The organism is Hymenobacter negativus (assembly GCF_016056375.1).
In the GTDB taxonomy this organism is placed as follows: domain Bacteria; phylum Bacteroidota; class Bacteroidia; order Cytophagales; family Hymenobacteraceae; genus Hymenobacter; species Hymenobacter negativus_A.
In genome coordinates, this window is sequence record NZ_JAEDAE010000016.1 from 1 (window position 1) to 26,407 (window position 26,407).

The 26,407-nt window shown below is 59.2% G+C and carries 24 protein-coding genes and 1 tRNA gene; 19 read left to right on the plus strand and 6 right to left on the minus strand.

The features are described from left to right. Window positions 1–99: 99 nt before the first annotated feature. Window positions 100–381: an ATP-dependent Clp protease adaptor ClpS gene (locus tag I7X13_RS20830; RefSeq protein WP_198068956.1), complete on the minus strand. Its 282-nt coding sequence runs from the start codon at window positions 379–381 to the stop codon at window positions 100–102. Between the two features lie 175 nt (window positions 382–556). Here I7X13_RS20830 and I7X13_RS20835 point away from each other — a divergent pair, with 175 nt between their 5' ends. Further along, window positions 557–1,114 carry a hypothetical protein gene (locus tag I7X13_RS20835; RefSeq protein ID WP_198076968.1) on the plus strand — a complete coding sequence of 186 codons (558 nt, stop codon included), beginning with the start codon at window positions 557–559 and terminating at the stop codon, window positions 1,112–1,114. A gap of 33 nt (window positions 1,115–1,147) precedes the next feature. Beyond that, a complete protein-coding gene (locus tag I7X13_RS20840; RefSeq protein WP_198076969.1) occupies window positions 1,148–1,840 on the plus strand; it encodes a hypothetical protein in 693 nt (230 codons plus the stop codon). A 93-nt stretch (window positions 1,841–1,933) separates the two neighbouring features. Here the strand turns inward: I7X13_RS20840 and I7X13_RS20845 are convergent, their stop codons facing one another. Next, entirely contained in the window at window positions 1,934–2,569 is a 636-nt protein-coding gene (locus tag I7X13_RS20845) for a YceI family protein (RefSeq protein ID WP_198076970.1), read from the minus strand. Window positions 2,570–2,644: 75 nt separating this feature from the next. Further along, window positions 2,645–3,130 (minus strand): MarR family winged helix-turn-helix transcriptional regulator, encoded by a 486-nt coding sequence (locus I7X13_RS20850; protein ID WP_198068960.1) that lies wholly within the window; start codon window positions 3,128–3,130, stop codon window positions 2,645–2,647. A 156-nt stretch (window positions 3,131–3,286) separates the two neighbouring features. On the opposite strand from I7X13_RS20850, the gene I7X13_RS20855 reads away from it, so the two are divergent. Continuing rightward, complete coding sequence (locus I7X13_RS20855) at window positions 3,287–3,862, plus strand: DUF6799 domain-containing protein (RefSeq protein WP_198068961.1); 576 nt, start codon at window positions 3,287–3,289, stop codon at window positions 3,860–3,862. An 18-nt stretch (window positions 3,863–3,880) separates the two neighbouring features. On the opposite strand, the gene I7X13_RS20860 is transcribed toward I7X13_RS20855, so the two are convergent. Then, on the minus strand, window positions 3,881–4,885 hold the full coding sequence (locus I7X13_RS20860) for an enolase C-terminal domain-like protein (RefSeq protein WP_198076971.1): 1,005 nt from the start codon (window positions 4,883–4,885) through the stop codon (window positions 3,881–3,883). A 207-nt stretch (window positions 4,886–5,092) separates the two neighbouring features. On the opposite strand from I7X13_RS20860, the gene I7X13_RS20865 reads away from it, so the two are divergent. The 5 genes from I7X13_RS20865 (at window position 5,093) to I7X13_RS20885 (ending at window position 11,885) form a co-directional block, all read left to right on the plus strand. Continuing rightward, the gene (locus tag I7X13_RS20865) at window positions 5,093–6,337 is read left to right on the plus strand and encodes a DUF6799 domain-containing protein (RefSeq protein ID WP_198076972.1); all 1,245 of its coding nucleotides are present in this window, start codon (window positions 5,093–5,095) and stop codon (window positions 6,335–6,337) included. Window positions 6,338–6,497: 160 nt separating this feature from the next. Further along, a complete protein-coding gene (locus I7X13_RS20870) occupies window positions 6,498–7,880 on the plus strand; it encodes a dicarboxylate/amino acid:cation symporter (RefSeq protein ID WP_198068964.1) in 1,383 nt (460 codons plus the stop codon). Between the two features lie 217 nt (window positions 7,881–8,097). After that, window positions 8,098–8,757, plus strand: a complete 660-nt coding sequence (locus I7X13_RS20875) for a hypothetical protein (RefSeq protein WP_198076973.1) — start codon at window positions 8,098–8,100, stop codon at window positions 8,755–8,757. Window positions 8,758–8,871: 114 nt separating this feature from the next. Next, a complete protein-coding gene (locus tag I7X13_RS20880; protein ID WP_198076974.1) occupies window positions 8,872–9,441 on the plus strand; it encodes a hypothetical protein in 570 nt (189 codons plus the stop codon). 74 nt (window positions 9,442–9,515) lie between these two features. Further along, window positions 9,516–11,885: a GAF domain-containing protein gene (locus I7X13_RS20885; RefSeq protein WP_198068967.1), complete on the plus strand. Its 2,370-nt coding sequence runs from the start codon at window positions 9,516–9,518 to the stop codon at window positions 11,883–11,885. Window position 11,886: 1 nt separating this feature from the next. Here I7X13_RS20885 and I7X13_RS20890 read toward each other — a convergent pair whose 3' ends face one another. Together I7X13_RS20890 and I7X13_RS20895 are read right to left on the minus strand one after the other, a co-directional pair. Continuing rightward, a complete protein-coding gene (locus I7X13_RS20890) occupies window positions 11,887–12,567 on the minus strand; it encodes a phosphatase PAP2 family protein (RefSeq protein ID WP_198076975.1) in 681 nt (226 codons plus the stop codon). 95 nt (window positions 12,568–12,662) lie between these two features. Beyond that, window positions 12,663–12,744 (minus strand) — tRNA-Leu (locus I7X13_RS20895). Between the two features lie 191 nt (window positions 12,745–12,935). Between I7X13_RS20895 and I7X13_RS20900 the strand changes: the two genes are divergently transcribed. The 11 genes from I7X13_RS20900 to I7X13_RS20950 all read left to right on the plus strand — a co-directional run bounded on the left by I7X13_RS20900 (window position 12,936) and on the right by I7X13_RS20950 (window position 26,280). Next, window positions 12,936–13,637, plus strand: coding sequence for a class I SAM-dependent methyltransferase (locus I7X13_RS20900; protein ID WP_198076976.1), 702 nt, complete (start codon window positions 12,936–12,938; stop codon window positions 13,635–13,637). Window positions 13,638–13,801: 164 nt separating this feature from the next. Beyond that, entirely contained in the window at window positions 13,802–15,889 is a 2,088-nt protein-coding gene (locus I7X13_RS20905; RefSeq protein ID WP_198076977.1) for a M61 family metallopeptidase, read from the plus strand. Between the two features lie 208 nt (window positions 15,890–16,097). Next, on the plus strand, window positions 16,098–16,787 hold the full coding sequence (locus I7X13_RS20910) for a hypothetical protein (RefSeq protein WP_198076978.1): 690 nt from the start codon (window positions 16,098–16,100) through the stop codon (window positions 16,785–16,787). Window positions 16,788–16,823: 36 nt separating this feature from the next. Beyond that, window positions 16,824–17,819, plus strand: a complete 996-nt coding sequence (locus tag I7X13_RS20915; RefSeq protein ID WP_198076979.1) for a PspA/IM30 family protein — start codon at window positions 16,824–16,826, stop codon at window positions 17,817–17,819. A gap of 107 nt (window positions 17,820–17,926) precedes the next feature. Next, complete coding sequence (locus I7X13_RS20920; protein WP_198068973.1) at window positions 17,927–18,931, plus strand: hypothetical protein; 1,005 nt, start codon at window positions 17,927–17,929, stop codon at window positions 18,929–18,931. A gap of 215 nt (window positions 18,932–19,146) precedes the next feature. After that, the gene (locus tag I7X13_RS20925) at window positions 19,147–20,160 is read left to right on the plus strand and encodes an MBL fold metallo-hydrolase (protein ID WP_198076980.1); all 1,014 of its coding nucleotides are present in this window, start codon (window positions 19,147–19,149) and stop codon (window positions 20,158–20,160) included. Window positions 20,161–20,279: 119 nt separating this feature from the next. Continuing rightward, entirely contained in the window at window positions 20,280–21,785 is a 1,506-nt protein-coding gene (locus I7X13_RS20930; RefSeq protein WP_198068975.1) for a sodium:solute symporter, read from the plus strand. 92 nt (window positions 21,786–21,877) lie between these two features. Further along, window positions 21,878–22,372: an energy transducer TonB gene (locus tag I7X13_RS20935; RefSeq protein WP_198076981.1), complete on the plus strand. Its 495-nt coding sequence runs from the start codon at window positions 21,878–21,880 to the stop codon at window positions 22,370–22,372. A 156-nt stretch (window positions 22,373–22,528) separates the two neighbouring features. Then, a complete protein-coding gene (locus tag I7X13_RS20940; RefSeq protein WP_198076982.1) occupies window positions 22,529–24,379 on the plus strand; it encodes an ABC transporter ATP-binding protein in 1,851 nt (616 codons plus the stop codon). A 34-nt stretch (window positions 24,380–24,413) separates the two neighbouring features. Beyond that, the gene (locus tag I7X13_RS20945; RefSeq protein ID WP_198068978.1) at window positions 24,414–25,316 is read left to right on the plus strand and encodes a restriction endonuclease; all 903 of its coding nucleotides are present in this window, start codon (window positions 24,414–24,416) and stop codon (window positions 25,314–25,316) included. A gap of 79 nt (window positions 25,317–25,395) precedes the next feature. Then, complete coding sequence (locus I7X13_RS20950; protein ID WP_198068979.1) at window positions 25,396–26,280, plus strand: DUF2911 domain-containing protein; 885 nt, start codon at window positions 25,396–25,398, stop codon at window positions 26,278–26,280. Window positions 26,281–26,407: the final 127 nt, after the last annotated feature.

Genomic DNA, 26,407 nt, shown 5'->3' on the forward strand with positions numbered 1-26,407 from the left:
AAGAGGAAAAGACAGAAGAGCGAGGAGGAGGCCGGGGGATACAAGGATCTATCGGCGCGCCAACAATCCATCAATCCGCCAGCCCACCACTCCACCAAATCAAACGACGTCGGCCGAGATGCCGCGGTCGTGAATGGCGGTACAAAGGGGCTCCAGCTCCTCGTAAGTACCGATTTTGACGGCGCACTTGCCCTTGTAATGGATGAGCAGGGTGCACTGCTCGGCCTGCTCGGGCTGGTGGCCACACACATCCATCAGGGTTTTGATGACGTGGTCGAAGGTGTTGACGTCGTCGTTGTACACCACCAGGTTGCGCAGCTCCACGGCTTCTTCGAGCAGTAGAACGTCTTCTTCGTAATCAATTTGCGGACGGGTATTCATAGGGCAAATTTACGCAGGAAAGCCCGCGTGAGGCAGCCAGTAATAACCCCAAATCCGTCTTATTCGTTTCGTCGGTTCCTGAAGATTTATCCCGCGTCCCGCCGTTTTGAGCCGTAGTTTTCGGTTTCGGTGCATCAGATTTCGCCGGCCCGCCCATTTTCCGCTCTCGCTTGCCATGCCCGTTCCCTCCGCCGATTTCAAAAAAGCCATCAAGCGCCTCACCGAGCCCGAAAAGGAAGCCCTGCTGCTGCGCGCCGTGCGCCGCGACGCCGAGCTCTACGAAACCTTCCGCTTCGAGCTGCTGGCCGACGTGACCCTGGGCCAGATTCAGGAAGAAACCGCCGACCGCATCCACGAGCTATTTGCCGTGGCCGTGACCGGCCGCCTGCTCAACCGCAGCCTCGTGAAGGCCGTGCGGGCCGGCGTGCAGGAGGCCGCCCGGGCCCGCCGCATCACCAAAAACAAGCAGCTCGAAATCGACTTGCTGCTTTACATCCTGCGCCAGTGCATTGATAATTACTCGGGCCAGTTCGACAGCGTGTGGGACGGTTTCTACAACGCCACCGCCCGCCTGGCCGCCCGCCTGCCGGCCCTGATTCTCAAAAGCCTGCACGAAGACCTGTGGGTAGAATACCAGTCGGAACTGGACGACGTGCTGCGCGAGCTGCACAGCCGCAAAAAGAGCCACAACCTGAAATTCGAGCTGCCCCGAAAATTTGAAATTCCGGCCTAGATTTGTGGGTAATTGTCTACTCCAAATCAACATATGAACCGTCGTTTTACTCATCTTCTAGCCACCGGCTGGCTGGCTTTCACCACCGGCTGCGCCGGTTCCTACAGCCTCATCCGGCCCAAAAGCATCAACACCTACACTCCGTCGGCCTCCACCGGCCCGGTCGCCCTCGACTACCAGTTTGATGCCCTGCGCCTCACCCATCGCAACAAGAAGTACGTTAAGAAGGAGAATAAAATGGGCTACCGCGTGGTAGCCGTGCGCGTCACCAACAACTGGGACCGGGAAGTAAACTTCACCCGCGACCTGAACCTGCTCTACGGCGAGCGGCCCGTGGGCATTGTTCCTTCGGCCATCGCCGCCCACGACCTGCGCCAGGGCGTGGCCATCTACCTGCTATATGTGCTACTGAACGTTCAGGTGGGCGGCACCACCGACCCGCGCACCGGCAACACCGTGGGCGGCACCTTCCTGCCCACCGGCCCGTTCATTGCGGGCGGCAACATGCTGGTGGCCAGCGGCGGTAACACCAACCTACGCAAGGAATTCGCAGCCTACGACCTCACCAACCGCATCATAAAGCCCGGCGAAACCGTGTACGGCATCCTCAGCCTGCGCGAAACAGCCGTAGCGCCCCTGCGACTGGAGCCCCGCGCTGGCACAGTTCAGCCCGGCCTGCCAGCCCCTGCACCCGCCGGCGCCATGCCAGGCACCGCTCCGCGCTAAGCAGTTCTCATTAAAAACAAAAGGCACAAAAAAAGGCCCCGCTGCTAGCAGCGGGGCCTTTTTTATGGGTAACAACGGCGGGTTTTACCGCAATTAGGCTTTCTTGGCGATTACGTTGAAAGTCAGGTCGAACGTGTCGTAGATGGCTTTGTCGCCGATGCTCTCGAAGAACGACTTCGAGCCGTACTTCAGGCCGAACTTGGTGCGGTCGATGGTCACCTTGCCGCTGGCGGCGGCCACGCCGTCTTTCACGCCGGCTTTGGCGGGGAAGCTGATGCGCTGCGTCACGCCCTTGATGGTCAGGTCGCCGGCGATGGTCACGTTATCGGCATTAGCGGCGGCACCTTTGATGGGCGTTACACTGGCAATTTTAAAGGTCGAAGTGGGGTACGTAGCCACGCCGAAAAAGTCGTCGCTGCTCATGTGGCCCACAAATTTGCCATGGCTTTCGGCGTCTTTGATGTCGGTGGCTTTCATCGACTTCATGTCCACGGTCACGGTGCCGCCCACGATGGAATTGCCTTTCACGAGCAATTCGCCGTCGGAAAACTGCATGGTGCCCATGTGGCCGTGGGTCACGGCTTTGCCTTCCCAACCCAGGGTGCTCAGCTGCGGCTGCAGCTTGTAAGCGGGGGCGGGTGCTGCGGTGGCTACTTTAGGAGCCGAAGCAGCGGAGGTTGCGCCGATGGTGGCAACAGCAAACAGAGCGGGCAAAAGAAATTTTTTCATTTGAAGAAAAAAGTTAAAAAAAGGGAAGTATCAGATAAGCGGTGGCGGGGCAGCCACTAAAAAACGTGCCAATGCCTACTCGCAGGAAGGCAGGTCGGGGGTTGCCCCGTCTTCGGTTCGAATTTTATCGAGCAGGAGGTTAAGCTGGCGGGCTTCTTCGAGGCTGAGAAAGCGCGTGCCATTCTTTTCCATCACGCCGGAGTCCTCTATGCTCTTCAGCAACTCCAGGCCGGCCGGGGTGATGCGGATGTCCACGGCGCGGCGGTTGGCCGGGCATATGGTGCGGGTCACGAGCTTTTTTTCCTCCAGGCGGTCCACGATGCGGGAAGCGTTGCTGGTTTTGTCCAGCATCCGGTCGATGAGCAGCGCCACGGTAGCCGGCAGCGGGTGCTGCCCCCGCAGAATGCGCAGGATGTTGAATTGCGGCAGCGTCAGGCCGAACTCTTTAAAGGCAGTGGCCTGGCGCAGCTGCAACCAGCCGGACGTGTAGGTCAGGTTGATGATGGCCTTCTGGTGCTCGTCGCGGAAAGTGGGCTGTTTGATTTCGTCTTCGATGCGCATGGTAGGCAGTGGAATCGGATGCAAATATAATGTACATACATTTAATGTCACAACATCGTTCCAACTTATTTTAAAAAGTTTTGCCTTCCTCCTCCCCTGCCCTACCGCTCCGGCTTAAAATCCGTATCCCTGCAGGTTCACCATTTCTTTATTGCCATGAATCGTTTCTTCCTGCTCGTATTCGCAGCCGGCTGCCTGGCCACAACGCCGCGTCTGGCGTCGGCTCAGGCCGGAGGCTTTCCGGTGCAAACTACCAGCCGCACCCAGTTTGTGATGACCAACGGCGAAGTGGTGCGCCGCGAAGGCACCCAGACCACGCCCCTCACCCAAAACGTGAAGCTGCCCAGCGGCGTGAAAATCAACTACAAAAGCGGCATCGTGGAAATGCCCGCCGATAAGGTGAGCCCCCAGGGCAAGAAAATTACCCTGCACGAAGGCGACTACGTGAAGCCCGACGGCGGCGTAGTATTCGCCACGCCTGCCAGTGCCGCCGCGGCCCGGGGAGAGGGCACGCCGCCCACCACGCCCCCCGGCACCAAATTCGAGCCCTACGTGCAGCATGGTCCCGGCTTCTCCGACCCCGCCATGCAGATTTCGCTGCTCAACAAAAAGATTGAGCTGCTCAATCAAAAAATCCAGGTGCTCAGCCAGGGCCAATCCACCACGCCCAACACCAAAGCCATCGACGACCAGCTCACGCAGCTGGATGCGCAATTGAACGGACCGAAGTAGCAATGGAACAGGCCGGCGCTACGCCCGCCGCAGCAGCCCGGCCTGTTCCTGCACCAAGCCAAACGGCTCATCCTTCACAATCAGGAAGCCGTCCAGGTCCAGTACGTCGGCTAGGGCGCTGATTTCGAGGGCGGCCGCGATGCCCACGCTGGTTTCCACCATGCAGCCCAGCATGGGCAGCAGGCCGTGGGCGCGAGTGCGGCGCAGCAGGTCGATGCCGCGCCGGAAGCCGCCGGCCTTCATCAGCTTCACGTTCACGCCATTGAATTGCTGGGCAATTTCGGCAAAGTCGGCCGCGTCAGTCACCGACTCATCGGCGATGAGCGGTACGCTGCTGCGGGGGCACAGGTAGCGGTAGTCATCGGCCAGGGCGGCGGGCAGGGGCTGCTCCAGCAGCTTTACATGCAGGCCGGGCACAGCGGCAGAGATTTCCTGGAAGCGCAGCACGCTGTCGGCATCGGGCCAGGCTTCGTTGCCGTCCACCAGCAGGGCGTGGCCGGGCAGGGCGCGGGCCACCTCACGCAGCAAGTCGAGGCCGCCGGCTTGGTTCACCTTAATTTTTAATAGTTGAAAGCGGGCGGCATCCTGCTCGCGCAGAAAGCCGGCTACTGCGCCCGGCTCCATGATGGGCAGCGAAAACGCCGTGGGCACTGCGGCGGCGGGCGGCGGCACGCCCAGCCATTGCCACACCGGCTGCCCGGCGCAGGCGGCCAGCCATTGCACCAGCGCCGACTCGAGGGCAAAGCTCAGAGCATGAGCTACGGGGTAAGCCGCCAGCAAATCATCAAGTTCCGCCAGGGACGTGACTTCGGCCAAGCCATTGGCCAGCAGGTCGGCAAATTGTTGCTGGAGCAACTCGGGCGACTCTCCGTAGCGGACATTGGGCGCGGCCTCGCCGGTACCCTGATGGCCGTGGCCGGCTACGCACAGCACCAGATTGGTTTTGGTGGCCGAGGCATTTCGGGAGATTTTCCATACGTAGCGCAGCGGCAGCAGATGCGAAGTAAGGGTCCAGATAGGCATGAAGGTAGTAACGGAATACCCAGGAAATCGGCTCAAAACGAAGCCGGAAGTAAGCAAGTGCTAACGGCATCCAAATATTTTTGGCCATTCAGCGTGATTTTGGAGCTATTGAACTAAAAAATATCGGGAGGATAGAGAAATATGCAGAGCTTTGCTATGTCATAATTCTTCGCAATTATATCCTAACCCCACCCATCATCCGCTTTTATGCAAAAAACCCTACTTACTTCTTTTCTGCTTGGCGCTCTGTTGTTTGCTTCGCCGTTTCAACACGTCTGGGCACAAGTCGAGGCCACCAAAGCCACTAGCTCCATTCCGTGGTTTGCAGTAAAAAACAGCGCCATGGTGGTGCAAACCGGCGATAAAGTAAAGCCGCTGAGCAAAGATGTAACGCTGCCGAATGGAATTCGGGTCGAGCACCTCACCCGTTCCGTGGTGCTCACCAACGGTACCCGCGTAAAGCTCAAAGAAGGCGATATGCTGAGCCTGAACGGGGAATTCATCCAAAAAAACACCACGCCGGAGCCGGAAGTAGCAGCTGCTCCGGCCGCCGCCACCCTTTCGGCGTCGGCAGCACCGGCGGCACCGGCGCCCGCTTCTGTTCCGGCTCCAGCCCCCGTTTCCAATACTGCCCCACCGGTTGCGCCCACTTTCACCTACCGCCCCACCGCGCCCGTCGATGGCAAGCTGAAAGGCGTGGTAGAGCTGGGCGCCAGCGGCTTCAACCTATTCATTGTTCGGGTCGACAATCAGCACAACTGGAAGCTCGAAAAATCAGAGTTCGGCAACAGCCTGGTAATGGAAAACATGGCCACCGAGGAGGATGTGCGCAACGGGCTGAAAACCTACATCGGCAAAATGCTCGATTTTGGGGTGTCCGGACGCGATATCCATTTCGTGGTGAGTTCCGGCGCGGCCATGTCAGATGTGACGCGCCACATCGTGAGGTCGCTGGAGGCGCTCAAGTACGTGGTGACCACCGTGACGCCGGAGCGTGAGGGTGTCCTGGGCCTTAAAGCCGCCCTGCCAACGTCGTTCGCCGATAAAGCCTTTGTGCTCGACATGGGCTCGGCCAACAGCAAAATTGCGTGGCTGGCGGGCGGCCAGCCCCACGTAGAGGACACCTACGGCTCGAAATATTACGAAAAAGACATCTCCGACGCCGCGGCCATTGCCGACGTGAAGGCCAAGGCCGAAAAGGTGCCTGCCAGGCTGCGCAGCACCTGCTTCGTTATCGGTGGCGTACCCTACGAGCTGGCCAAAACCGGCCGCCAGGGTCAGGAGCCCTACACCGTGCTGAAAGCCGCCGATGCTTATTCGCAGTTGTCCGGGGCTAAAATCAAATCGGGCCTGAACATCTACCAGGCCGTGGCCAGCGCCACCGGCTGCCAGCAGTTCGTGTTCGGCTATGACCCCAATTTCACCATCGGCTACCTGCTCTCGCTGCCATAGCCTCACCGAGGTTGACCCGGCTCTAAACGCCTCGTGCCGATGGGTACGAGGCGTTTTTTTGTGGTCGGCACAAGGGCTTGCTCCGTCTCAGTCGGGTTTGCTGGCGGGATAATGACGTTCTTTGATGCCTCATTCCGTATTCACGGCCTTTTTCAATTGCATGGCAAAATCCCGTTTACTCCTCGTTGCTATTATGGTGCTGCTGGCCGGTGCGCTCACCGTGCTCGCCGCCACCCAAGCGCTGACCCTGCCACCCATGGTACCGGTTGCGGCCCGCTGGCTGGCCTTATTGGCCATAGCCGCCGCGGTGGCTCCCCGGCGCTCCCTCACGCTCTGGATTGTGGTCAGCATGCTAATCGGTATCGAGCTGGGCCACGACGCGCCGGGCGTAGCCATGAATCTCAAAGTATTGAGTGACGCCTTCTTACGCTTAGTAAAAACCATCATCGCGCCGCTGGTCTTTGCTACGCTGGTAGTGGGCATTGCCGGCCACGCCGACCTTAAGCAAGTGGGCCGCATGGGCCTGAAAGCGCTGGTTTACTTTGAAGTTGTTACCACATTTGCCCTCTTCATCGGTTTGGCTGCCATCAACTTAACCAAAGCCGGCGTGGGCATCAGCCAGGTTGGCGTGAAGGAAGAAGCCCTCACCGCCGCCGCGCCCCAGACGGCGGCCGATATTATCCTGCACATTTTCCCCGAGAACATCGCCAAATCGATAGCTGAAGGGCAGGTACTGCAGGTGGTAATCTTCGCCATCATCTTCGCTATCGGCTTGGCCCTCACCCCCGAGCGCCCCCGCCGCGTGATGCTGGAGTTCTGCGAAAGTCTGTCGGAAGTGATGTTCAAGTTCACCAACGTGGTGATGTATTTCGCTCCGCTGGGCGTGGGCGGGGCGCTGGCCTACACAGTAGGCAAAATGGGTTTTGCACCGCTGCTCAATGCCTTACAGCTGCTGCTCACGCTCTACGGGGCGCTCATTGCCTTTGTGCTGCTGGTGCTGCTGCCGGTGGCGCTGTTTGCCCGCCTTCCGCTGCGCCGCTTTGTGGCGGCAGTGGCCGAGCCGGTGAGCATAGCCTTCGCCACTACTTCAAGCGAAGCGGCCCTGCCCCGGGCCATGGAAGCCATGGAAAGCATTGGCGTGCCGCGCCGCATCGTGGCGTTTGTGATGCCCACGGGCTATTCGTTTAACCTCGACGGCACTACACTGTATCTTTCGCTGGCGGCGGTGTTTGTGGCGCAGGCAGCGGGGGTGCCGCTCAGCTTCGGCCAGCAGCTGCTCATGGTCTTCACCCTGATGCTCACCAGCAAGGGCGTGGCGGGCGTGCCCCGGGCCTCACTGGTTATTCTGCTGGCCACGGTGGCTTCGTTCAACCTGCCAGCTTGGCCGGTGTTCATCATCCTGGGCATTGATGCGCTGATGGATATGGCCCGCACAGCCGTGAACGTACTGGGCAACTGTCTAGCTTCGGCCGTCGTAGCCCGTTGGGAAGGAGAATTTGTGGACGGCTACCAGGGCCCCGACCCGGCGGCCGTTCCGCAATAGAACTTTTTCAATAATACCCAAGTTGAATACGCAACCCGGCCGGTCAGTTTTCGCTTTTCAGGGGGCATTTTGAGCCTTTTACCGAGCAGATGCCAATTGGTTGATATTAATCATCTAATTTTGTGTCCTGCCTTTGGGGTAATTGTCAAAGGCTTTGCAAAGGCATTTTTTCGTTTTAATATTTGATTTTTACGATATAAATTTCTACCTTCCGCCTATGAAAATCGTCCGTCCTCTCGCATTACTGGCCTTTTCGCCGCTGCTGCTGCTGGCTCCGGCTTGCGTATCGGTCAAGACCATGATGAAAGGCACGCCATCGGCGGCCATCTCCAAACGCCTGCCCCCGCTGGAAATTCTAGCCGACCAAGGCCCGCTGGCGATGAACGACGGTGCCCTGCCCGAAGACCCACTGAAATTGTTTCAGCAGGAATGCCGGGTGAACCTGACGGAGCCCACCGACTCGGCCACCTATGGCTACGCCAAGCTGATTGTGAAGAAGGTACGCACTCTGCGCACCGGCCGTGCCGTGCAGGGCTTGCAGGTACTCACCTTCATGATTCCGGCCGTGGTGGGCGTGCCGCTGGAATGGTATAAAACCACGCTGCAAGCCGAAGTGCAGGTAAGCGACGCCGCTGGCAACCTGCTGGGCTCTTACCTCGGCACGGGCACCTCGGAAGTGAAGGTGGCCATGTACCACGGCTACTCGCAGACGGCGGCCCCCCGCCTAGCCGATGTAATTGCCCTGCGCAGCGCCATGGCCCAGATTCGGCCCCAGCTCGACACCGCCACCACCCGCCTGCGCCCCCTGCTGATGGCCGGTGGCACCGTGGAAAACCCCACGCTGCCGTCTTCATCGGTGGTTACGGGCAGCCGCTAACAACTTGGGTTAACGCACGGCTTTTCCTCTTCTGAATTAGCATTAAAAGGCCCGTAGCGCCCTTTCTCCCGGTTCCGGGCGGTGGGCGCTACGGGCCTTATCTTTGGGCTTACCATGACCTACCTCCTGCCCTCCCGGTTTTCTGCCATCCTGCTTTTGGGCCTCGGGCTGCTGCTGCCCGGCTGCTGCGCCAATAACGTGTGCGACTGCCCCGGCGAAGCTCAGGCGGACGCCATCAAGCTGGTTTTCTCGGCAAAAGACTTCAGCAAAGTGGCTGACCTCGATACGATTGTGCTGCAGCGCTATCCATTGGTAATCATTCCGGCCAGTGGCAGCAACCCGGGCACCAAGCCCGAAACGGTGACACTTACTCGCTCAGCAGCGCAGGCTTACGACACTATTGTTATCAACAACAGTACCCCGTTTGCCCAGACCAGCACGACCAAGCTCGACCAGTACCAGTATTATGTGCGCTATTTTCCGGCTCCGCGCAAGGCACGTCCGGCTTTTGCCCTAGTTATCGACAAGGTAGCATTGCAGGGGAATCTGGACGGCAACGGCTGCTGCACGTGCTACACCAATACGCAGAAGTCCATTACCACGCGCAAAGACAGCACAGCCAGCACTAACACGGCGCTTATCACCAACCTGAAGGGGGTTCCCGTCTTTACCATCACCAAGTAGCCCGCCGGGCACTGGCTTACGTATAGCTACCGCCGCGCTGCAACGTTTAGCCAGGCATTCCTGTTTTCTACTTTATGGCTGCTGAACCTACTCTTACGGCGGCGCCGACGGTGCCCGTTTCGCCCCGTCCGGCCGCTCCTGCTTCTGTTTTTCCATTTAAATCCACGCTCAGCCTGGAGCCGCTGATTGCCTACTGGCATGCGCGCGAAAGCGCCAGCAATGCCGGCATAGCGCTGCTGGCCAAGGCCATTGGCCAGCAGGTGGCCGAAGCCGGCTGGTGCCGGGGCCTGCTTACCGATTACTCGGTGCTGGAATGCAACTGCGACCTGGTGGAAACCCTAATGCTGGCCGTTTTTCCGCCGGCCTCGTTCGCTACGGACATCAGCGGCGTGGTGGCGCCGTTTCAGCGGCGCAGCTTCTACTCAACTCATTTGTTTGAGGAGGTGATGCTGAACAAGGACCGCACCGTGAAGCAGCCGCTCAACATCGACATGGCAGCCATGGAGCGGCAAATGGGCCTGATGGCCTACCACCTGATACTGCACCGCCTGTACGGGGCCGAAATGCCAAGCTTGGGCACCATCGTATTTACCGTGCCCGACTATAAAATTGGGCTATACCGGCACTATGGCGTCGATTTCAACTCCGATTTTGTGACGGTGAAAGTGGTGGGTGAGCTGCCCGTGCTCACGCCCGAACAGATTGAATTTCTGATTCATAACCGCCACCGGCCCGAATACTGGCACGAGCTGCTGCCACCCGAGCATTTCGAGCTGGAGGGCTTCAACCTGCTCCAGCTGGTGGATGTTACCGACCAGGAAATCCTGTCGGAGCTGAAGTACGACCTGCTGGAGCGCGACGTGCTGCAAACGCCAGCCCGCTTCGAGCAGATTCAGGAGAAGCTGCGGGTGCTGTTTGCGCAGCCGGCCCTGCAGTTGGGCATTGCGGCTTATGATGAGAAAAAGCGGGCTTTCGTGGATTTTGGGCGCAAAATCAACCACAGCTTCCTTACCAAGCAGGTGCAGCACCAGTCGGCCGATGGCAGCTTCCGGCAGATTTACGAGCGCCTGCTGCGGGAGCGGGAACCGCTGGTGCTCAAGGACGTAGCCACGGCTGACATTCCGGAGGACCTGCGCCAGCAGATTATTACGCTGGGCATTAAGTCGGCCATTCTGGCGCTGCTGCCCTACGGCAACGACACCGTGGGCCTGCTGGAGCTGGGCACCCCCGACGTGAACGGCCTCGACGAGTTTGACATGGACAAGGTGGCGCAGTTTGTGCCCCTGTTTGCAGTGGCCGTGAAGCGCAATGCTGAAGACCTGCAATCCCGCGTGCAGGCCGTGATTCAGGAGAAATTTACGGCCATCCACCCCACCATGGAGTGGCGTTTTGCCGACGCGGCCCGCAACCTGCTGACGCAGCTGGATGCCGGCAACCGCACCGCCGAGATGGAGGCCATTGTGTTTGATGACGTGTACCCGCTGCACGGCTCCTGCGACATCCGGGGCAGCAGCACGGTGCGCAACGAGGCCATTCAGGGCGACCTCATCGAGCACCTCACCCTGGCCAATAAGGTGCTGAAAAAGGCCTCCGAGTGCCAGCAGCTGCCAATTCTGGACGAGTTGAAATTCTACGTCACCAAGAACCTGAAGCGGCTGCGCGAAGGCCTGCTCACTGGCGATGAGGCCAATATTTACGACTCGTTGAAGCGGGAAGTGGAGCCGCTGTTCGAGTACTTGGCCACGCACACGCCCGAGCTGCGCCCCGTCATCACCAGCTACTGGAGCAATATCGACCCCAAGCTGGGCATTCTCTACAAGCGCCGTCAGGACTTTGAAATAAGCGTGACCACGCTCAACGATGCTGTGAGCGACTACCTTGACGAGGAGGAAGAAAAGGCGCAGCAGATGTTCCCGCACTACTTCCAGCGCTACAAAACCGATGGCGTGGAATTCAACATCTACGTAGGCAGCACGTTGGTGCAGGACAAGCCGTTCGACCTGGTTTTCCTGAAAAACCTGCGGCTGTGGCAATTGCTTACGATGGTGGAAATCACGCGCCGCACCCATGCGCTGAAATCTGCGCTGCCGGTGCCGCTGGATACGACCCAACTCATCCTCATTCACGGCCAGCCGCTGAGCATTCGGTTCCGGCAGGATGAGCGGCAATTCGACGTGGACGGGGCCTACAATATCCGCTACGAAATCATCAAGAAGCGGATTGATAAAGCCACAGTGCTGGGCACGGGCGAACGCCTGACTCAGCCCGGCACCCTGGCCCTGGTGTACGCCCAAACCCGGGAGGCCGTGGAATACTTCGAGTACATCGACTACCTCCAGGACCGGGGCCTGCTGGAACCCGGCGTGGAAGAGCTGGAGCTGGAAGAGTTGCAGGGCGTGAAAGGCCTGCTGGCCCTGCGGGTGCGGGTGCGGTTGGCCGACTAGTTTACTCCGCCTGCATAACCGCTTCTTCCTCGCGCCAGAACATCTTTAGGCCGGCCCGAAAAGCCACCAGCCACGCCGCCCCGCCAGCGAAGCCCGCCAGCACATCGGTGGCGTAGTGCGCGTGCAAATACACCCGGGTGAGGCCAATCAAACCCGCCCACAGCAGCAGCGGTGCCACCCAAACGGGCCGCTTGAAATGCCGCGCCAGCAGCCACGCCAGGCAGCCATAAAAAGTAAAACCCAACATGGCGTGGCCGCTGGGAAAGCTCAGTCCGAAGGTGTGCAGCAGGGCATTGCTGGGCCGGGGGCGGTTGAAATACAGCTTGAGCAACTGATTGAGCAGCACGCTACCCGCCATGGCCAGCAGCATTTCCCAGGCCCCGCGCGGGTGGCCGGCCCGGCGTATCAGCAGCGGCACGATGACGCTGGCCGGCAGCAAAAACGGCAGCGCCGCAAAAAACGTGACCACCCGCACCGGTCCGGTCAGGCCCGGGTGCGCCAGCCGCCAGCCATCCACAATGCCCGAGGCCCAGTTATCCAGCGCCACCGAATGGTGCACGAATACCACCCGCGCCAGGTAAAAGAATACCGCAAACGCCACGATGAACAGCACCAGCCCAAACAGCACTTCGACGGTGAGCAGGCCGGCCAGGGCCAATAAGCGGGAAGTAAACCGATTCATAGCAGGTAAAAATGCCGGGAAATGGAAAAGCCAGCAACTGCTTTCAGTACGGAAAATAAAAAAAGCCAGCCCGATGGGGCTGGCTTTTTAAAACGTGCGCTCGGAGAGACTCGAACTCTCACACCTTGCGGAACTGCCGCCTGAAGACAGCGCGTCTACCAATTTCGCCACAAGCGCAAGCTGGGCTAAAAAGCTGCTCATCCTGAAAGGGTGGCGGCCTTTTGATGCTGCAAAGATACAGCGCCATTTCATCGCCACGCAACACATAGGCCGTTTTTTTCAGTTGAACAGCGCTGCCGAAGGGCACCGGCAATTGTTTTTCAGTTACTTGCCACCCTATTTTTTTTTCCTGCAATCGTTATTTTCTGATGACTTTGCCCCCGACAGTTCCTTTTTCTACCTCCTCTGCTCCCGAAAAGCTGGTTGGCTTCGACCAGGCAGCGTGGTTTTATGATGCGCTGGCGGGGCTGGTGTTCGGGTCGTCGCAACAGGCGGCCCAGCAGTCGGCGCTGCGAGGGCTGCCGGGAGGTGCGCCGCACGTCCTCATTCTGGGCGGGGGCACGGGCTGGGTGCTGGGCGAAGTGTTGCGGCGGGTGCCAGCGGCCACGGTGCTATATCTGGAGGCGTCGCCCAAGATGCTGGCCCGCGCCCGGGCCCGGCTTGCGCACGAGCTTCCGCAGGCGGTGGGCCGGGTGGAGTTCCGGCACGGCACCCAGGCGGCCCTGCAACCGGCCGAACGGTTCGGGGCCATCATCACCTTTTTCGTACTGGACTGCATTCCCTCGGCCGACCTAAGGACAGCCTTAGCGCAATTGCGCGCCGCCCAACACCCCGGCGCACCGTGGCTGGTGGCCGATTTCCGGCCGGCGCGGCGCGGCTGGCGGCACTGGCTGCTCCAGCTGATGTACCTTTTTTTTCGCCTCACTACCGGGCTGCGCGCTCGCGAGATGCCCGACGTGCGCACTGCTCTGGGAAGGCTGGGGCTGGCGGCCAGCCCCCCGCAGCTTTTTTTTGGTGGAGCAATAGAAGCCCTGATTTTCACGGAAAACCCAGCTGCGGCCCAACCTTGATATGTTACTAACACTGTTTCACCAAGTTGAAACATGATTTTATCATTATCGAGCCCGTTTTTCACAATGAATACCCTTATTTTATTGTAAATTTTCTGCAACTTTGTATTCCACACCGTTTACGGCTTTCTATTGCATTACTTGTTTCCTTATTATTTCTGCCCATGAAACACACTGTCACTACTGCTATTCTATTGTCTTTGGGACTGGGCACTTTTCAGGCGCAGGCACAGGTGAAACCCGTTCCGGGAAAGCCTTTGCCGGCCAAGGCGGCACCTGCCGTGGCTAGGCCTGTTCCGGCCAAAGCAGCCCTTGCTAAACCAGTACCGGCCAAACCGGCCGCACCTAAGCCGGCAACTCCCAAACCTGCGCCCGTGAGTGCCGCGCCGGTGGCCCCGGCGCCGGTAGCCGCTTCGGCTTCGGCTTCGGCTCCTGCCCCTGCTCCTGCCCAACCCAAGGCCGACACGGGTCCGGCTGTGCGCTACACCGTGTCGTTCCCGAACGCGGTGCACCACGAGGCCAAAGTGACGGCCACATTTGCGGGCCTGCCTGCTGGGCCGCTGCACGTGCGCATGGCCCGCAGCTCGCCCGGCCGCTACGCCATCCACGATTTTGCCAAGAACGTGTACTATGTGGTGGCCACCGACGGCGCCAACCACCCGCTGCCCCTCAACCGCCCCGACCCCTACGGATGGGACGTGATGCCGGCCGCCGACGGCACCGTGATTTTCAGCTACACCCTGTACGGCGACCAGACGGACGGCACTAACGTGGGCATCGACCAGCAGCACGCCCACCTCAACCTGCCGGCCGCCCTGTGCTACGCCACCGGGCTGGAAGGCCGCGCCACCGAAATTAAGTTTGACCTGCCCGCCACCTGGAAAGTAGCTTCGCAGCTGCGCCAGGGCTCGGACAAAGCTGTGTACACGGCCCCCAACATGCAGTACATGATGGATAGCCCGGTATCGCTGGGGCCGCAGCAGGTGCTGTCGTGGCAGGAAGGCGACCAGACCATCGAGCTGGCCACGCTGTACATGGGCCCGACCTCGGAAATTGATGCCTATGCCAAGAAAATCCAGAAGGTAGTTAAGGAGGAAAAAGCCGTTTTCGGTGAGCTTCCTACTTTCGATTTTGCCCGCTACACCTTCGTGGCCGACTACCTGACCCAGGCCAAAGGCGATGGCATGGAGCACCGCAACTCAACATCGGTGACCAGTCCCCGCTCGCTGAAGGATGAGGACGCGACCAAGAACCTGGGTACCGTGGCTCATGAGTTCTTCCACGCCTGGAACGTGGAGCGCCTGCGTCCCAAAGACCTGGAGCCCTTTGACTTCCAGCGCGTGAACATGAGCGACAACCTCTGGTTTGCCGAAGGATTCACGCAGTACTACGGCCGCCTGGCCCTGCGCCGCGCCAAGCTGATTGAGGACGAGGATTTCCTCGACGACATCAGCCGCTGGGTGAACCTGCGTCAGAACAGCCCCGGCGCTCGCTATGCCTCCGCCATCGACATGAGCCGCCAGGCTGCTTATACCGACGGAGCCGGCACGGGCGCGCCCATGAACCTGGTAAACACCAACTTGTCGTACTACGACCAGGGCGCAGGTATTGCTCTAGTGCTCGACTTGCAGCTGCGCCAGCACCACCGCTCCTCGCTCGATAAGTTCATGCAGGCCATGTGGCAGCAGTACGGCAAGAAGCAGGCGGGCTATGCCCCCACCGCGCCCTACACCACCCGCGACCTGCAGCGCGTGCTGGGCGAGGTGAGCAAGGACACGGTGTTTGCCAGCCGCTTCTTCCGGCAGTACGTGTACGGCCGCGAGCAGCCGCGCTTCAGCGAAAACCTGCTGGTGGCCGGCCTGGCTGTCATTCCGACTCGGGCTTTGGGCGCGGCCCTGCCCAGCCAGGTGGAGTTTGACGAAGATGGCCGCTGCTTGGTGGCCTACAACACCCAGATTGGCTCGGGCCTGTACAAGGCCGGTATCGACCGGGGCGACCAGATTGTGGTGCTTGATGGCCAGACCATCAAAAGCTCCGGCGACCTCGACGGCGTGCTGCACAAGCACTCGCCCAGCGACGTGGTATTTGTGAAAGTGAAAACCCGGGGCGGCGTGGAGCGCACCACCCAGCTCATCCTCGCCGAAGACCCCAACGTGCAGGTGAAACCCGTGGAAGCGGTAGAAAAAATGGTGCTTTCGCCCGCGCAGAAAACCCTGCGCGAGGCCTGGCTGGCCAGTCAGGCGTCCAACTAAAAGCAACTTGATATAAAGGTTGGCCCCGTCGGGCCGGAGCCGCATGGAGCGGCCCGGCCCGACGGGGCTTTTTGCTGCGCGGGGGTTGGGGCCGGTTGATTGGCTAAAATCTCTACCTTTGGACGGTTGGTGACGGTTTTTACGCCGTTCAGCTAATCCCTACGCACCAGCTATTCCCTTTCCTTTATTTTCATTTTTCTGTTTTGTCATGGCAATTTTCGATAAGCTCGCCAACGCTGCCAAGGACTTTTTTATCGAGCCCGAGGAAGGCGCAGTTGCTCCGACGACTCCTCCGACTGCGCAGTATGGAGCCGCCCAGCCTGCCGCACCCGTTATCCCTAATGCGACGCCCGATGCCGCGCCGGCTCCCGGCCAGGCCGAACAACGCCACCTCGACCACATTGCGGGCCTGCTGGCGGGGGATGGCAAAGATTTCGCGGCCTATATGAAGATGGTGAAAAGCATGGCTGCCGCCGGTCTGAGCGGCCCTATGCTTTACCAGACGGCCTTCAACGCCTTTACGGCCGTGAATGGCGGCACCGTACCGGCGCTGCTGGCCTCGGCTACGCAGTTTGAGCAAACCCTGGCCGACGACCGCGCCAAAGTGCTGACCCGCCACCGCGAGAAAATGGGCGAAGGCGCGGCCCCCGGTGCTGCGCCCGGCCCCGTGGCCCTGCTCATGGCCCAAGAAAAAAAGCTGGCCGCCGACCTCGCCGAACTCACCCAACAGCTGCAGGCCAAGCAGCAACAGCTTCAGCAAACCCAGCAGCAGCTGGGCGAGGAGCGCCGCAAATCCCAGAGCGCGCTGGCCTCCTACGAGCTGGCCAATGCTGCCGCAATGGCCGACCTGCAAACCCACCACAAAGCCGCCGAGACGTTTTTGAACGCGGCGAAGTAAGCTCCTGCGATTTCCACCTTTCAATCTTTCTGCAAAATGAATACCCCGTTATTAGGTCCGCCCTCGCCCGCCGACGGCCTGCCATCCTGGCAAAAACCGGAGAAAGCCGCCGCCTGGGTTTTTGTGGCCGGGCTGGTCGGCTTGGGCGTGTATTACTGGGGGAAGATTCTGCCTTTTCTCATTGATATCGTTTTCGATACCGTGAAGCTGGGCATTGGCCTAGGAGTGTTGTTCGTGCTGTTTTTGCTGGCCACCAACAAGCGAATTCAAACCGGACTCTGGTATTTGGGGCAGCGTATTTTTCGCACCGCCGCCAGCATTTTTGTGAATACCGACCCCATTGGCATCATGGAGGACTACATCTCAAATACCGAGAAGGAGGCCCGCAACATGGACGCCGAAGTGGGCCACATCGAAGGTGCTAACGAGTTGGTGAAACGCAAGATGGCTGCCAACGCTGCCCAGATGAAAGAGTATTTGTCCTTGGCCGCCTCGGCCCAGCGTCAGGGCGAAAAAGATGCCGCCGACAGCTACGCCAGCCGCGCCGCCCAGCTCGAAGATTATAATAAACGCCTGCAGCCAATGGCCACCACCACGGCCAACGTGAGCCTGGTGATGCGCCAGATTCTGAAGGCGGCCCTGCGCCAGATTGACAACAGCAAGTTCAAGGTTAACCTCTTGAAGGACGAGTACGCCCTGGTGAAACGCACCAGCTCGGGCATGCGCGCGGCCATGAACATCCTGCGCGGCGACCCCGACAAGAAGTACTTCTTCGACCTGGCCACCGACCGCGTGGCCGAGGACATGGCCCAGCAGCTGGGCCAGATTAAGCAGGCCATGCGCTACTCGCAGGAATTCGTCAAGGAGATGGACATCCAGAACGGGGTGATGAGCGAGAAGGGCCAGCACCTGCTCGACCAGTACCAGAAGGGCGAATTCAGCGCCATTATGAACAACGAGCCGCCCGTGCCGATGACGGCCGCCACCACCCGCCAGGCCACTGACGATGCCTACGGCAAGCTGCTGGATTAATGACCCGAAACCTGAACGTCATGCTGAGCGCAGTCGAAGCATGACCGTATAAAATTTATTCAAAAACCTCCCCTCAGTCTTCTTTCACCACCTTAACTGCAAGCACCATGCGGCTAACCTTCGCCAGCAAAGCCATTATCGCGGCCATCATCCTCATTGGCCTATACTTTGGTATCCGCCGCTTTACGGCCACCAACCCGGAGCTGGCCAAAACGGGCCGCTCGGCCATCGACCCGGTGCCGGTTGATACCATCGTCAATAATAATGGCGGTTCCGACACGCCGGGCACCGCTACCGGCACCAAGCCAGCCTTCTCCTACGAGGCACCCGCGCCCGTCGATGGCAAGCTGAAAGGCGTGGTAGAATTGGGGGCCAGCGGCTTCAACTCCTTCATCGTCCGCATCGACCAGAACCGCACCTGGAAGCTGGAAAAAGCCGATTTCGGCAACAGCCTGGTGATGGAAAACATGGCCACCGACGACGATATCCGCAAGGGGCTCAAGGCCTATATCGGCCAGATGCTGGACTTCGGCGTGGGTGGGCGCGACATTCATTTCGTGGTGAGCTCGGGCGCGTTGAAAGCCGACGTAACGGGCAAAATCGTGAAAGTGCTGAAAGGCATGGGCTACGTGGTGAACACCGTGACGCCCGAGCGCGAAGGCGTGCTGGGCCTGCGCTCGGTGCTGCCGGCTTCGTTTGCCGACCGCGCCTTCGTGACGGATATCGGCTCGGGCAACACCAAAATCTCGTGGCTCGACGGCAACCAGCCGAAGTCGGTGGAAACCTTCGGGGCCAAGTACTTCGAGAAAGGCACTGCCGATGCCACTGTGGCCGCCGAGGTAAAGGAGAAGGCTACCCAAGTGCCGGCCGATTTGCGCGGGACTTGCTTCATCATCGGCGGTGTGCCGTTTGAGCTGGCCAAGAAAGTGCGCAAGGGCAAGGAACGTTACACCGTGCTCGACGCGCCAAGCGCCTACCAGCTCGATAACGCCAAATCGAAAGCTGGCCTGAACATCTACAAATCCATCGCCGACGCTACCGGCTGCAAGCAGTTCGTGTTCGACTGGGACGCCAACTTCACCATCGGCTATTTGCTGACGCTGCCGAAGTAAATCCATTTATTGTTCGGCAAACATACCTCGTCTGTCATCCTGAGCATTCTGCGATTAAAGCAGAGACGAAGGACCTTCTTACGTTAGAAAACTTATTAACGTGAGAAGGTCCTTCGCAGAATGCTTAGGATGACAGACGTTTTTCGTTGTTAAAAACACTTCTGCTGCCTACCCGTTTCTTTGGCTTCGTAAGCGTCTTTCAACACCCCAGCCTCATGCCCCAACGCATTTCCTATCTCCGCAATGAGGCGCTGCCCACCGTGCGGCCCGGCTACCCCGGCAATAAGCTGTTCGGTAACGAATTTGCCAACGGCGAGGAACTGTTTGAGCCGAGCTTTGCCAATGTGCTAAAGTGGCAGCTCTCGACCAACCCGCAGAAGGAGGAAAAGAAGCGCGACACCTGGGCTCCGGACGTGGTGGACTGCGCCGCCGCCTTTTCCTCCACCGAGGACATGCTGGTGTGGCTGGGCCACTCCTGCTTCCTGTTGCGGGCGGCCGGCGTATCGCTGCTGTTCGACCCAGTCCTGTTCAGTTCCATCGGCCTGCGGCACCGCCACGCCCTGCCCTGCCCGCCCGAGGCCATCCGCAGCCTCGATTACCTGCTGCTCTCGCACGGCCACCGCGACCACCTCGACGAGAAATCCATCAAGCTGCTCGCCGCCCAGAACCCGCAGATGCAGGTATTATCCTCCTTGCGGATGACCCCGCTGCTGCGCGGCATGGCCCCCGCCCTGCCCGTTCAGGAAGCCGGCTGGTGGCAGCAGTATGACCTCGGCCCCGATGCGCCACTCGAAATCACTTACCTGCCCGCCGCCCACTGGCACCGCCGGGGCCTGACCGATATGAACCGCGTGCTTTGGGGCAGCTTCATGATTCGGGTGCAGGACAAGCTCATCTACTTCGCCGGCGACACCGCCTACGCCGAGCATTTCGAAGCCATCGAAGCCCGCTTCGGCCCCATCGACATTGCGCTGATGCCCATCGGGGCCTACAAACCGGCTTACATGATGGCCAAAAGCCACGTCAATCCCCACGAAGCCGCTAAAGCCGCCAACGTGCTGCGCGCCGGCCACGTGGTGCCCATGCACTACGGCACCTTCGCCCTGGCCGACGAGCCAGCCTCCGAGCCCCTGCGGCAACTCAAAGAAGTGGCGGCCGGCGGCATGCTGCGCGGCGAGCTGCACGCCCCCGCCGTGGGCGAAATCCTGCGCTGGCAGGACTGGGAGTAGGTTTTTAGGGCTTGAGCGTAGGAGGGCAAGGGGGCATGAGTTATTCTGCCGACCTTTGTCCCCAATTTCCTTTCCAAACTCTTACCCTCCTACCCCCATCCCCTCCTGCCCTAGCTTACATGTCGCCCACTTTAGTACTGAGCCTGGTTGCGGGCTATTTCGTCGTCCTCATCATCATTGCGCTGCTTACCTCGCGGGGCGCGACCAGCGAAAGCTTTTTCGTGGCCAACCGCAACGCGCCGTGGTACATGGTGGCATTTGCCATGATTGGCACCTCGCTCTCGGGCGTCACCTTCATCTCGGTGCCGGGCAACGTGTACGGCAAAAGCTGGAGCTACCTGGCGGTGGCGTCGGGCTTTGTGGCCGGCTACGTAGTCATCGGCACCGTACTTATGCCGCTCTACTACCGCCTGCGGCTGGTGAGCATCTACTCGTATCTGGAGCAGCGCTTTGGGTATTGGAGCTATAAAACCGGGGCCTTGTTCTTTTTGATTTCCAGGTCTTTGGGCTCGGCTCTGCGGCTGTATCTGGTGGCGGGCGTGCTGCAACTGGCCGTGTTCGATGCCATGGGCGTGCCGTTTGCCGTGACGGTGGTGGTCAGCATCCTGTTCATCTACCTCTATACCTTCAAGGGCGGCCTGAAAACAATTCTCTGGACGGATACTTTCCAGACGCTGGCCATGCTCAGCTGCGTGGCCCTAAGCATCTATTTCATGTCGGATGCGCTGAATTATTCCTTCGCTAAGCTCGTCACCTCGGTGAAAGAAAGCCCGATGTCGCAGGTCTACTTCTCCGATTTCCGCGACGATAAATTCTTCTGGAAGCAGTTCGCCTCGGGCATGTTCATCACCATCGTGATGACCGGCCTCGACCAGGACTTGATGCAGAAAAACCTCAGCTGCCGCAGCCTCGGCGAGGCCCAGAAGAATCTGTTCTGGTTCACGCCGGTCATTGTGTGCGTTAATATTCTGTTCCTCACGCTGGGCGTACTCATGTACCAGTACGCCGCCGCCCGCGGCCTCAAGCTCACCGAGCTGCCCCAGCTCCTCAACCTTAAAGGCACCCTCGATACCGATAAGGTTTTCCCTTATCTGGCCACCACACAGTTCTCACTGGCGGCTGGCATCATCTTCATCCTGGGCATTATTGCCGTCACCTACGCCTCGGCCGACTCGGCCCTGACCTCGCTCACCACTTCGTTCTGCATCGACTTCCTCGACATTAAGCAATACCCCGAAGCTCGGCAGACGCGCCTGCGCCAGCTCACGCACTTGGGCTGGTCGGTGGTACTCATCGTCATCATCCTCATCTTCCGCATCCTCAACGAGCAAAGCCTGATTGATGCCGTGTACAAGGCCGCCGGCTTCACCTACGGCCCTCTGCTGGGCCTTTTCGCCTTCGGCATCTTCACCCACCGCCAGCTGCGCGACCGGCTGGTGCTGCCTACCTGCGTGGTCGCCGTCAGCCTCACCCTGCTCATCGTGTCGCACTCTGTGGAGTGGCTGAACGGCTACAAGTTCGGCTTCGAAATCCTGTTGCTGAACGGGGCGCTGGTGTACTTGGGTCTGCTGCTCATTTCGCGCCCTGCCGACGCAGCCGAAGCGCCCGCGAACCTGTCGGCTTAGTCCGGGGTTTGAGGTATTTGAGCCATTCATTCGTCTTCTCAGTTATGCGATTTATAAATGGCGCGGGCGCTGGCCCGGCCGTTATTCTGCCTATGAAAAACTTCCTCCCGTTCCTCGGCTTGCTGCTCATCGCTGGGGCGGCCCACGCCCAGCAGCCCGCCCCGGCCACCGGCCAAACCATTATCCTGAAACCCGGCCAGATGCAGGTGCAGCGCAACCCCGCCGCCAACCGCCCCGACCGCGCCCCCGTGTACCCCGGCGGCGAGCAGGCCATGGGGCTGTTCTTCCTCGAGCACATCAACTACCCTGAAGCCGCCAAAGCCAAGGGCCTCAACGGCAAGGTGCTGGTGAATGCCACCGTGAACGAGGACGGCAGCATCAGCAACCCCGTGGTGGCCCAGTCGCTCTCGCCCGAGTGCGACGCCGAAGCCCTGCGCGTGGTAAGCCTGCTCTCGGGCTGGCAGCCGGGCATGCGGCGCGGCCGCCCGCTGCCGGTGCTGGTGCAGTTGCCCGTGCCCTTCGGCGAAGCCGGTGTGATGCACGTGGAGCAGGTGCGCCGCCAGCCGGCGCGCGGCCGGCACCAGTAGAGACGCATAATTGCGTCTCGGCGTCCGCTCCGTTAGAACTCGTTCAGGCTTTGCCGTCCAACGACGAGACGCAAATACGCTTCTCTACTTCACCCGCGCCTCATGCCCGGCGGCCGAAATTGCCGCGTTATAATTAGCTGAATTAGATAATACCCGATGGCCCGTAGTGGACTCAATACCAGCGGCAACGACATTGCCGCCGACCTACCCAAACCCAAAGTCAACAAGGAATCGCTGCGGCGCGGCCTGCGGATATTCCGCTACGTGCTGCCCTACCGCGGCAAGTTTATCGTGGGCATGGTGCTGCTGGTGCTCAGCAGCCTGAGCACCATGTCGTTTCCGTGGATTGCTGGCAAGCTGGTGAACGTGGCCACTGGCCAGCCCCTGGTGCTGCCCGGCGGGCTGGTGCTCGACATCAACCGCGTGGCCATCGGGCTGTTTCTGGTGACGGTGTTGCAGGGCTTTTTCTCGTTTGGCCGCATCTGGTTTTTCACGCAGGTGAGCGAGTTCACGGTGCGCGACATCCGGCAGGCACTCTACGCCAAGTTCGTACAGCTGCCCATTCCGTTTTTCGAGAAAAACCGCGTGGGGGCCATCACCTCGCGCATTACCTCCGACGTGGCCCAGATTCAGGACTCGTTTTCGCTCACGCTGGCCGAGCTGTTCCGGCAGGTGTTTACGCTGGTGGGCGGCATCGGCTTCATCATGGTAGTGTCGTGGAAGCTGTCGCTGTTCATGCTGCTCACGTTCCCGCCCATCGTGCTGGCGGCCGGGCTGTTCGGGCGCAAAATCCGCACGCTCTCCAAGACCGTGCAGCAGGAGCTGGCCCACACCAACACTATTGTGGAGGAAACGCTGCAAGCCATCAACTCGGTGAAGGCTTTCACAAACGAGAAGTTTGAAACCGGCCGCTACAATAACTCGCTGGGCAAAGTGGTAAGGGCCGCGCTGCAAAGCAACCTCTACCGCGGCGGCTTTGTGTCGTTCGTGATTATCGGCCTGTTTGGTGGCATTATTCTGGTGCTGTGGCGCGGGGCCACGCTGGTGCACACCCCCGTCACCGACCCCAACCACCTCCAGATTGGCGACCTCACGGCCTTCATCATCTACACGGCCTTCATCGGGGCCTCGGTAGCGGGCCTGGGTGAAATCTACGGCAAGGTGCAGAGCACGCTGGGTGCCTCCGAGCGCATCCTCGAAATTCTCGACGAAGCGCCCGAGCCCACCCACATCGAGCCGGCCGTGGGGCTGGTGCCGGCCCGCCTGCACGGCGACATTCGCTACGAGCACGTGGCCTTCCGCTACCCCACCCGGCCCGATGTGCCGGTTCTCACGGATATCGACTTCCATATTTCGGCGGGCGAAAAAATTGCCCTCGTCGGCCCCAGCGGCGCGGGCAAAAGCACCATTGCTGGCCTGCTGATGCAGTTTTACCCGCTCAGCGGTGGCCGCATCATCGTGGACGGGCACGACGTGCAGGACTACGACCTCACCGCCCTGCGCCGCCACATCGGCATTGTGCCGCAGGAAACGCTGCTTTTCGGTGGCACCATCCGCGAGAACATTGCCTACGGCAAGCCCGGTGCCAGTGACGCCGAAATCACCGAAGCTGCCCAGCGGGCCAACGCCTGGCAGTTCATTCAGGCCTTCCCCGAGGCGCTCGATACGGTGGTGGGCGACCGCGGCATCAAGCTCTCGGGCGGGCAGCGCCAGCGCGTGGCCATTGCCCGCGCCATCCTGAAAAACCCCGCCATCCTCATCCTCGACGAAGCCACGTCCTCCCTCGACAGCGAAAGCGAAAAGCTGGTGCAGGGCGCCCTCGATGAGCTGATGGAGCACCGCACGAGCCTCATCATCGCTCACCGCCTGAGCACCATTCGGAAGGTTGATAAAATCCTGGTGATTGACGGCGGCCGCATCGTGGAAGCTGGCTCGCACGAGGAACTGAGCGAGCGGGAAGGCGGACTGTATGCGAATCTATTGCGGCTGCAGTTTGAGTTGAGCTAGATAAATTTGGTTTCACTTTAACTATCGTAAAGATATGGGCATTCAAAAATCACCAATTGATGAGCTTTTTTTTGAATTATATGGATACTATCCTAATAAGGCAGGGCAGGCTTATGAAATGTTGGTAGCAGCAGCTTTCAAAATAGTAACAGGGCAAAAAATCAAATATGACCAGCATCTAAGAGGTACATACAGCAAAACTGATTATCAGATTGATGGACTGAATGAAGATGAAAGTCTAGCAATTGAAGCAAAAGATTATACCATTGACGAAAGAAAAGTTGGTAGACCTGATATTCAAAAGCTTCAGGGAGCATTATCTGATTTAAATGTTTCAGGAGGACTTTTTGCTTCTGCAACAGATTATACAAGACCCGCAGAAAAGTATGCGGATAGTTCAAATCAAAATCCACTGCAAAAAGAAATCGAACTCTATCACATTAGACCCTCAACTGAACTTGATGAACAGGGACGTATCAAAACGTTTATCGTCAATATCAATATGATTGTGCCAAATTTTTCAAATGGCCAATTCAATTTTGCTTGGACTACAAGTGCTGTTCAAAAGTTTGAAGCCAATGGACTGACTGGAAAACCACTCAAAGTTATGCTTGACCGTTTCTACAATGAAGATGGTTCGATTGACTGTTTTTTAATGGATTTCACTCATGATAATCAGCCATTACATGTGAATATGGAAGATAAATTTGCCGATGGGTGCTGGGTGCTTCCTAACAGGTATATTATGCATGACAACGAATTATACGAAATAAAAGGCATTGAATATAAAATCCCATACAACACAACTACTTCAACATTGACTATTGACAGTGAAGGAGTGCCCAAAATTCTAATTAAATCTGAAGGCAAAATAGATAAACTTTTAACCGATAAACAGTTTAAAGACCTTTCGATTAACAATGGAGAAATAAATTGATAGCTATGAAACCCGCGCCCCAAGCGCGGGTTTCGTATTTTTAGCCCCTCAACAACTCCCCTTCACCCTCTCCTTACTGATGAGCAAGCACTTCGCAAGTTTCTCCGTCGCTGTTGCAGCGGCTGCTACCCTGCTGGCCGCGCCGGCTGCCCAGGCTCAGATTGCCACGCCCGCTGCCAGCCCCAAAAGCACCGTTTCGCAGCGCGTGGGCCTGACGGACATTACCATTACCTACTCGCGCCCCAGTGTAAAAGGCCGCGCCATTTTCGGCACGGTGGTGCCGTTTGGCAAGCGCTGGCGCACGGGCGCTAATGCCACCACCAGCATCAAATTCTCCGACGATGTGATGATTGAGGGTAAGAAAGTGGCCGCCGGCGAGTACGGCCTCTACACCATTCCGAACAAAACGGAGTGGCTGGTGGTGCTCAACAAAAGCCTGAAGCAGGGTGCCGACGTGGATGGGTTCAAGGACGACCAAGACGTGGCCCGCTTCACCATTAAGCCCTACAAGCTGGCCAGCAAGGTCGAAACCTTCACCATCAACTTCACCGACCTCACCCCCGCCACCGCCAACGTGGCGATGGAGTGGGAAATGACCGGCGCCAAGTTCAAGGTAACCGCCGACGTGGAAACCAAGGTAATGGCCCAGATTGATGAGAAAGTTATCAAAGCCGCCACTCCTGCTCCCGCCGACCTGGCCGCTGCCGCCGTGTACTACTACGACAACAACAAGGACCTGAAGCAGGCCCTGGCCTGGATGGAAAAAGCCAACGCCGCCGAGCCCACCAAGTTCTGGAACCTAAACACGGAAGCCAAAATCCGCCTGAAAATGAAGGATTACGCCGGTGCCACCAAAGCCGCCGAAGCTTCGAAGAAAGCCGCGCTGGCCGCCACGCCGCCCAACGGCGAGTACGTGAAGATGAACGAGGAGCTGATGGCCGAAGCCAAGAAAATGGGCAAGTAAGCGCCCGTTTCGCCTCACCCCCGGCCCCTCTCCACCGAAGAGGGGAGCCTGATGAATTTGCAAAAAGCCCCTGGCTCATTTCTGAGCCAGGGGCTTTTTGTTTTGCAGCGGCCGCCAAATTCCCGGC

What these genes read in the sequence shown, in the direction of transcription:
- I7X13_RS20830 (WP_198068956.1), bottom strand. Translation starts at nt 381, where the DNA reads ATGAATACCCGTCCGCAAATTGATTACGAAGAAGACGTTCTACTGCTC.
- I7X13_RS20835 (WP_198076968.1), top strand. Translation starts at nt 557, where the DNA reads ATGCCCGTTCCCTCCGCCGATTTCAAAAAAGCCATCAAGCGCCTCACC.
- I7X13_RS20840 (WP_198076969.1), top strand. Translation starts at nt 1,148, where the DNA reads ATGAACCGTCGTTTTACTCATCTTCTAGCCACCGGCTGGCTGGCTTTC.
- I7X13_RS20845 (WP_198076970.1), bottom strand. Translation starts at nt 2,569, where the DNA reads ATGAAAAAATTTCTTTTGCCCGCTCTGTTTGCTGTTGCCACCATCGGC.
- I7X13_RS20850 (WP_198068960.1), bottom strand. Translation starts at nt 3,130, where the DNA reads ATGCGCATCGAAGACGAAATCAAACAGCCCACTTTCCGCGACGAGCAC.
- I7X13_RS20855 (WP_198068961.1), top strand. Translation starts at nt 3,287, where the DNA reads ATGAATCGTTTCTTCCTGCTCGTATTCGCAGCCGGCTGCCTGGCCACA.
- I7X13_RS20860 (WP_198076971.1), bottom strand. Translation starts at nt 4,885, where the DNA reads ATGCCTATCTGGACCCTTACTTCGCATCTGCTGCCGCTGCGCTACGTA.
- I7X13_RS20865 (WP_198076972.1), top strand. Translation starts at nt 5,093, where the DNA reads ATGCAAAAAACCCTACTTACTTCTTTTCTGCTTGGCGCTCTGTTGTTT.
- I7X13_RS20870 (WP_198068964.1), top strand. Translation starts at nt 6,498, where the DNA reads ATGGCAAAATCCCGTTTACTCCTCGTTGCTATTATGGTGCTGCTGGCC.
- I7X13_RS20875 (WP_198076973.1), top strand. Translation starts at nt 8,098, where the DNA reads ATGAAAATCGTCCGTCCTCTCGCATTACTGGCCTTTTCGCCGCTGCTG.
- I7X13_RS20880 (WP_198076974.1), top strand. Translation starts at nt 8,872, where the DNA reads ATGACCTACCTCCTGCCCTCCCGGTTTTCTGCCATCCTGCTTTTGGGC.
- I7X13_RS20885 (WP_198068967.1), top strand. Translation starts at nt 9,516, where the DNA reads ATGGCTGCTGAACCTACTCTTACGGCGGCGCCGACGGTGCCCGTTTCG.
- I7X13_RS20890 (WP_198076975.1), bottom strand. Translation starts at nt 12,567, where the DNA reads ATGAATCGGTTTACTTCCCGCTTATTGGCCCTGGCCGGCCTGCTCACC.
- I7X13_RS20900 (WP_198076976.1), top strand. Translation starts at nt 12,936, where the DNA reads ATGACTTTGCCCCCGACAGTTCCTTTTTCTACCTCCTCTGCTCCCGAA.
- I7X13_RS20905 (WP_198076977.1), top strand. Translation starts at nt 13,802, where the DNA reads ATGAAACACACTGTCACTACTGCTATTCTATTGTCTTTGGGACTGGGC.
- I7X13_RS20910 (WP_198076978.1), top strand. Translation starts at nt 16,098, where the DNA reads ATGGCAATTTTCGATAAGCTCGCCAACGCTGCCAAGGACTTTTTTATC.
- I7X13_RS20915 (WP_198076979.1), top strand. Translation starts at nt 16,824, where the DNA reads ATGAATACCCCGTTATTAGGTCCGCCCTCGCCCGCCGACGGCCTGCCA.
- I7X13_RS20920 (WP_198068973.1), top strand. Translation starts at nt 17,927, where the DNA reads ATGCGGCTAACCTTCGCCAGCAAAGCCATTATCGCGGCCATCATCCTC.
- I7X13_RS20925 (WP_198076980.1), top strand. Translation starts at nt 19,147, where the DNA reads ATGCCCCAACGCATTTCCTATCTCCGCAATGAGGCGCTGCCCACCGTG.
- I7X13_RS20930 (WP_198068975.1), top strand. Translation starts at nt 20,280, where the DNA reads ATGTCGCCCACTTTAGTACTGAGCCTGGTTGCGGGCTATTTCGTCGTC.
- I7X13_RS20935 (WP_198076981.1), top strand. Translation starts at nt 21,878, where the DNA reads ATGAAAAACTTCCTCCCGTTCCTCGGCTTGCTGCTCATCGCTGGGGCG.
- I7X13_RS20940 (WP_198076982.1), top strand. Translation starts at nt 22,529, where the DNA reads ATGGCCCGTAGTGGACTCAATACCAGCGGCAACGACATTGCCGCCGAC.
- I7X13_RS20945 (WP_198068978.1), top strand. Translation starts at nt 24,414, where the DNA reads ATGGGCATTCAAAAATCACCAATTGATGAGCTTTTTTTTGAATTATAT.
- I7X13_RS20950 (WP_198068979.1), top strand. Translation starts at nt 25,396, where the DNA reads ATGAGCAAGCACTTCGCAAGTTTCTCCGTCGCTGTTGCAGCGGCTGCT.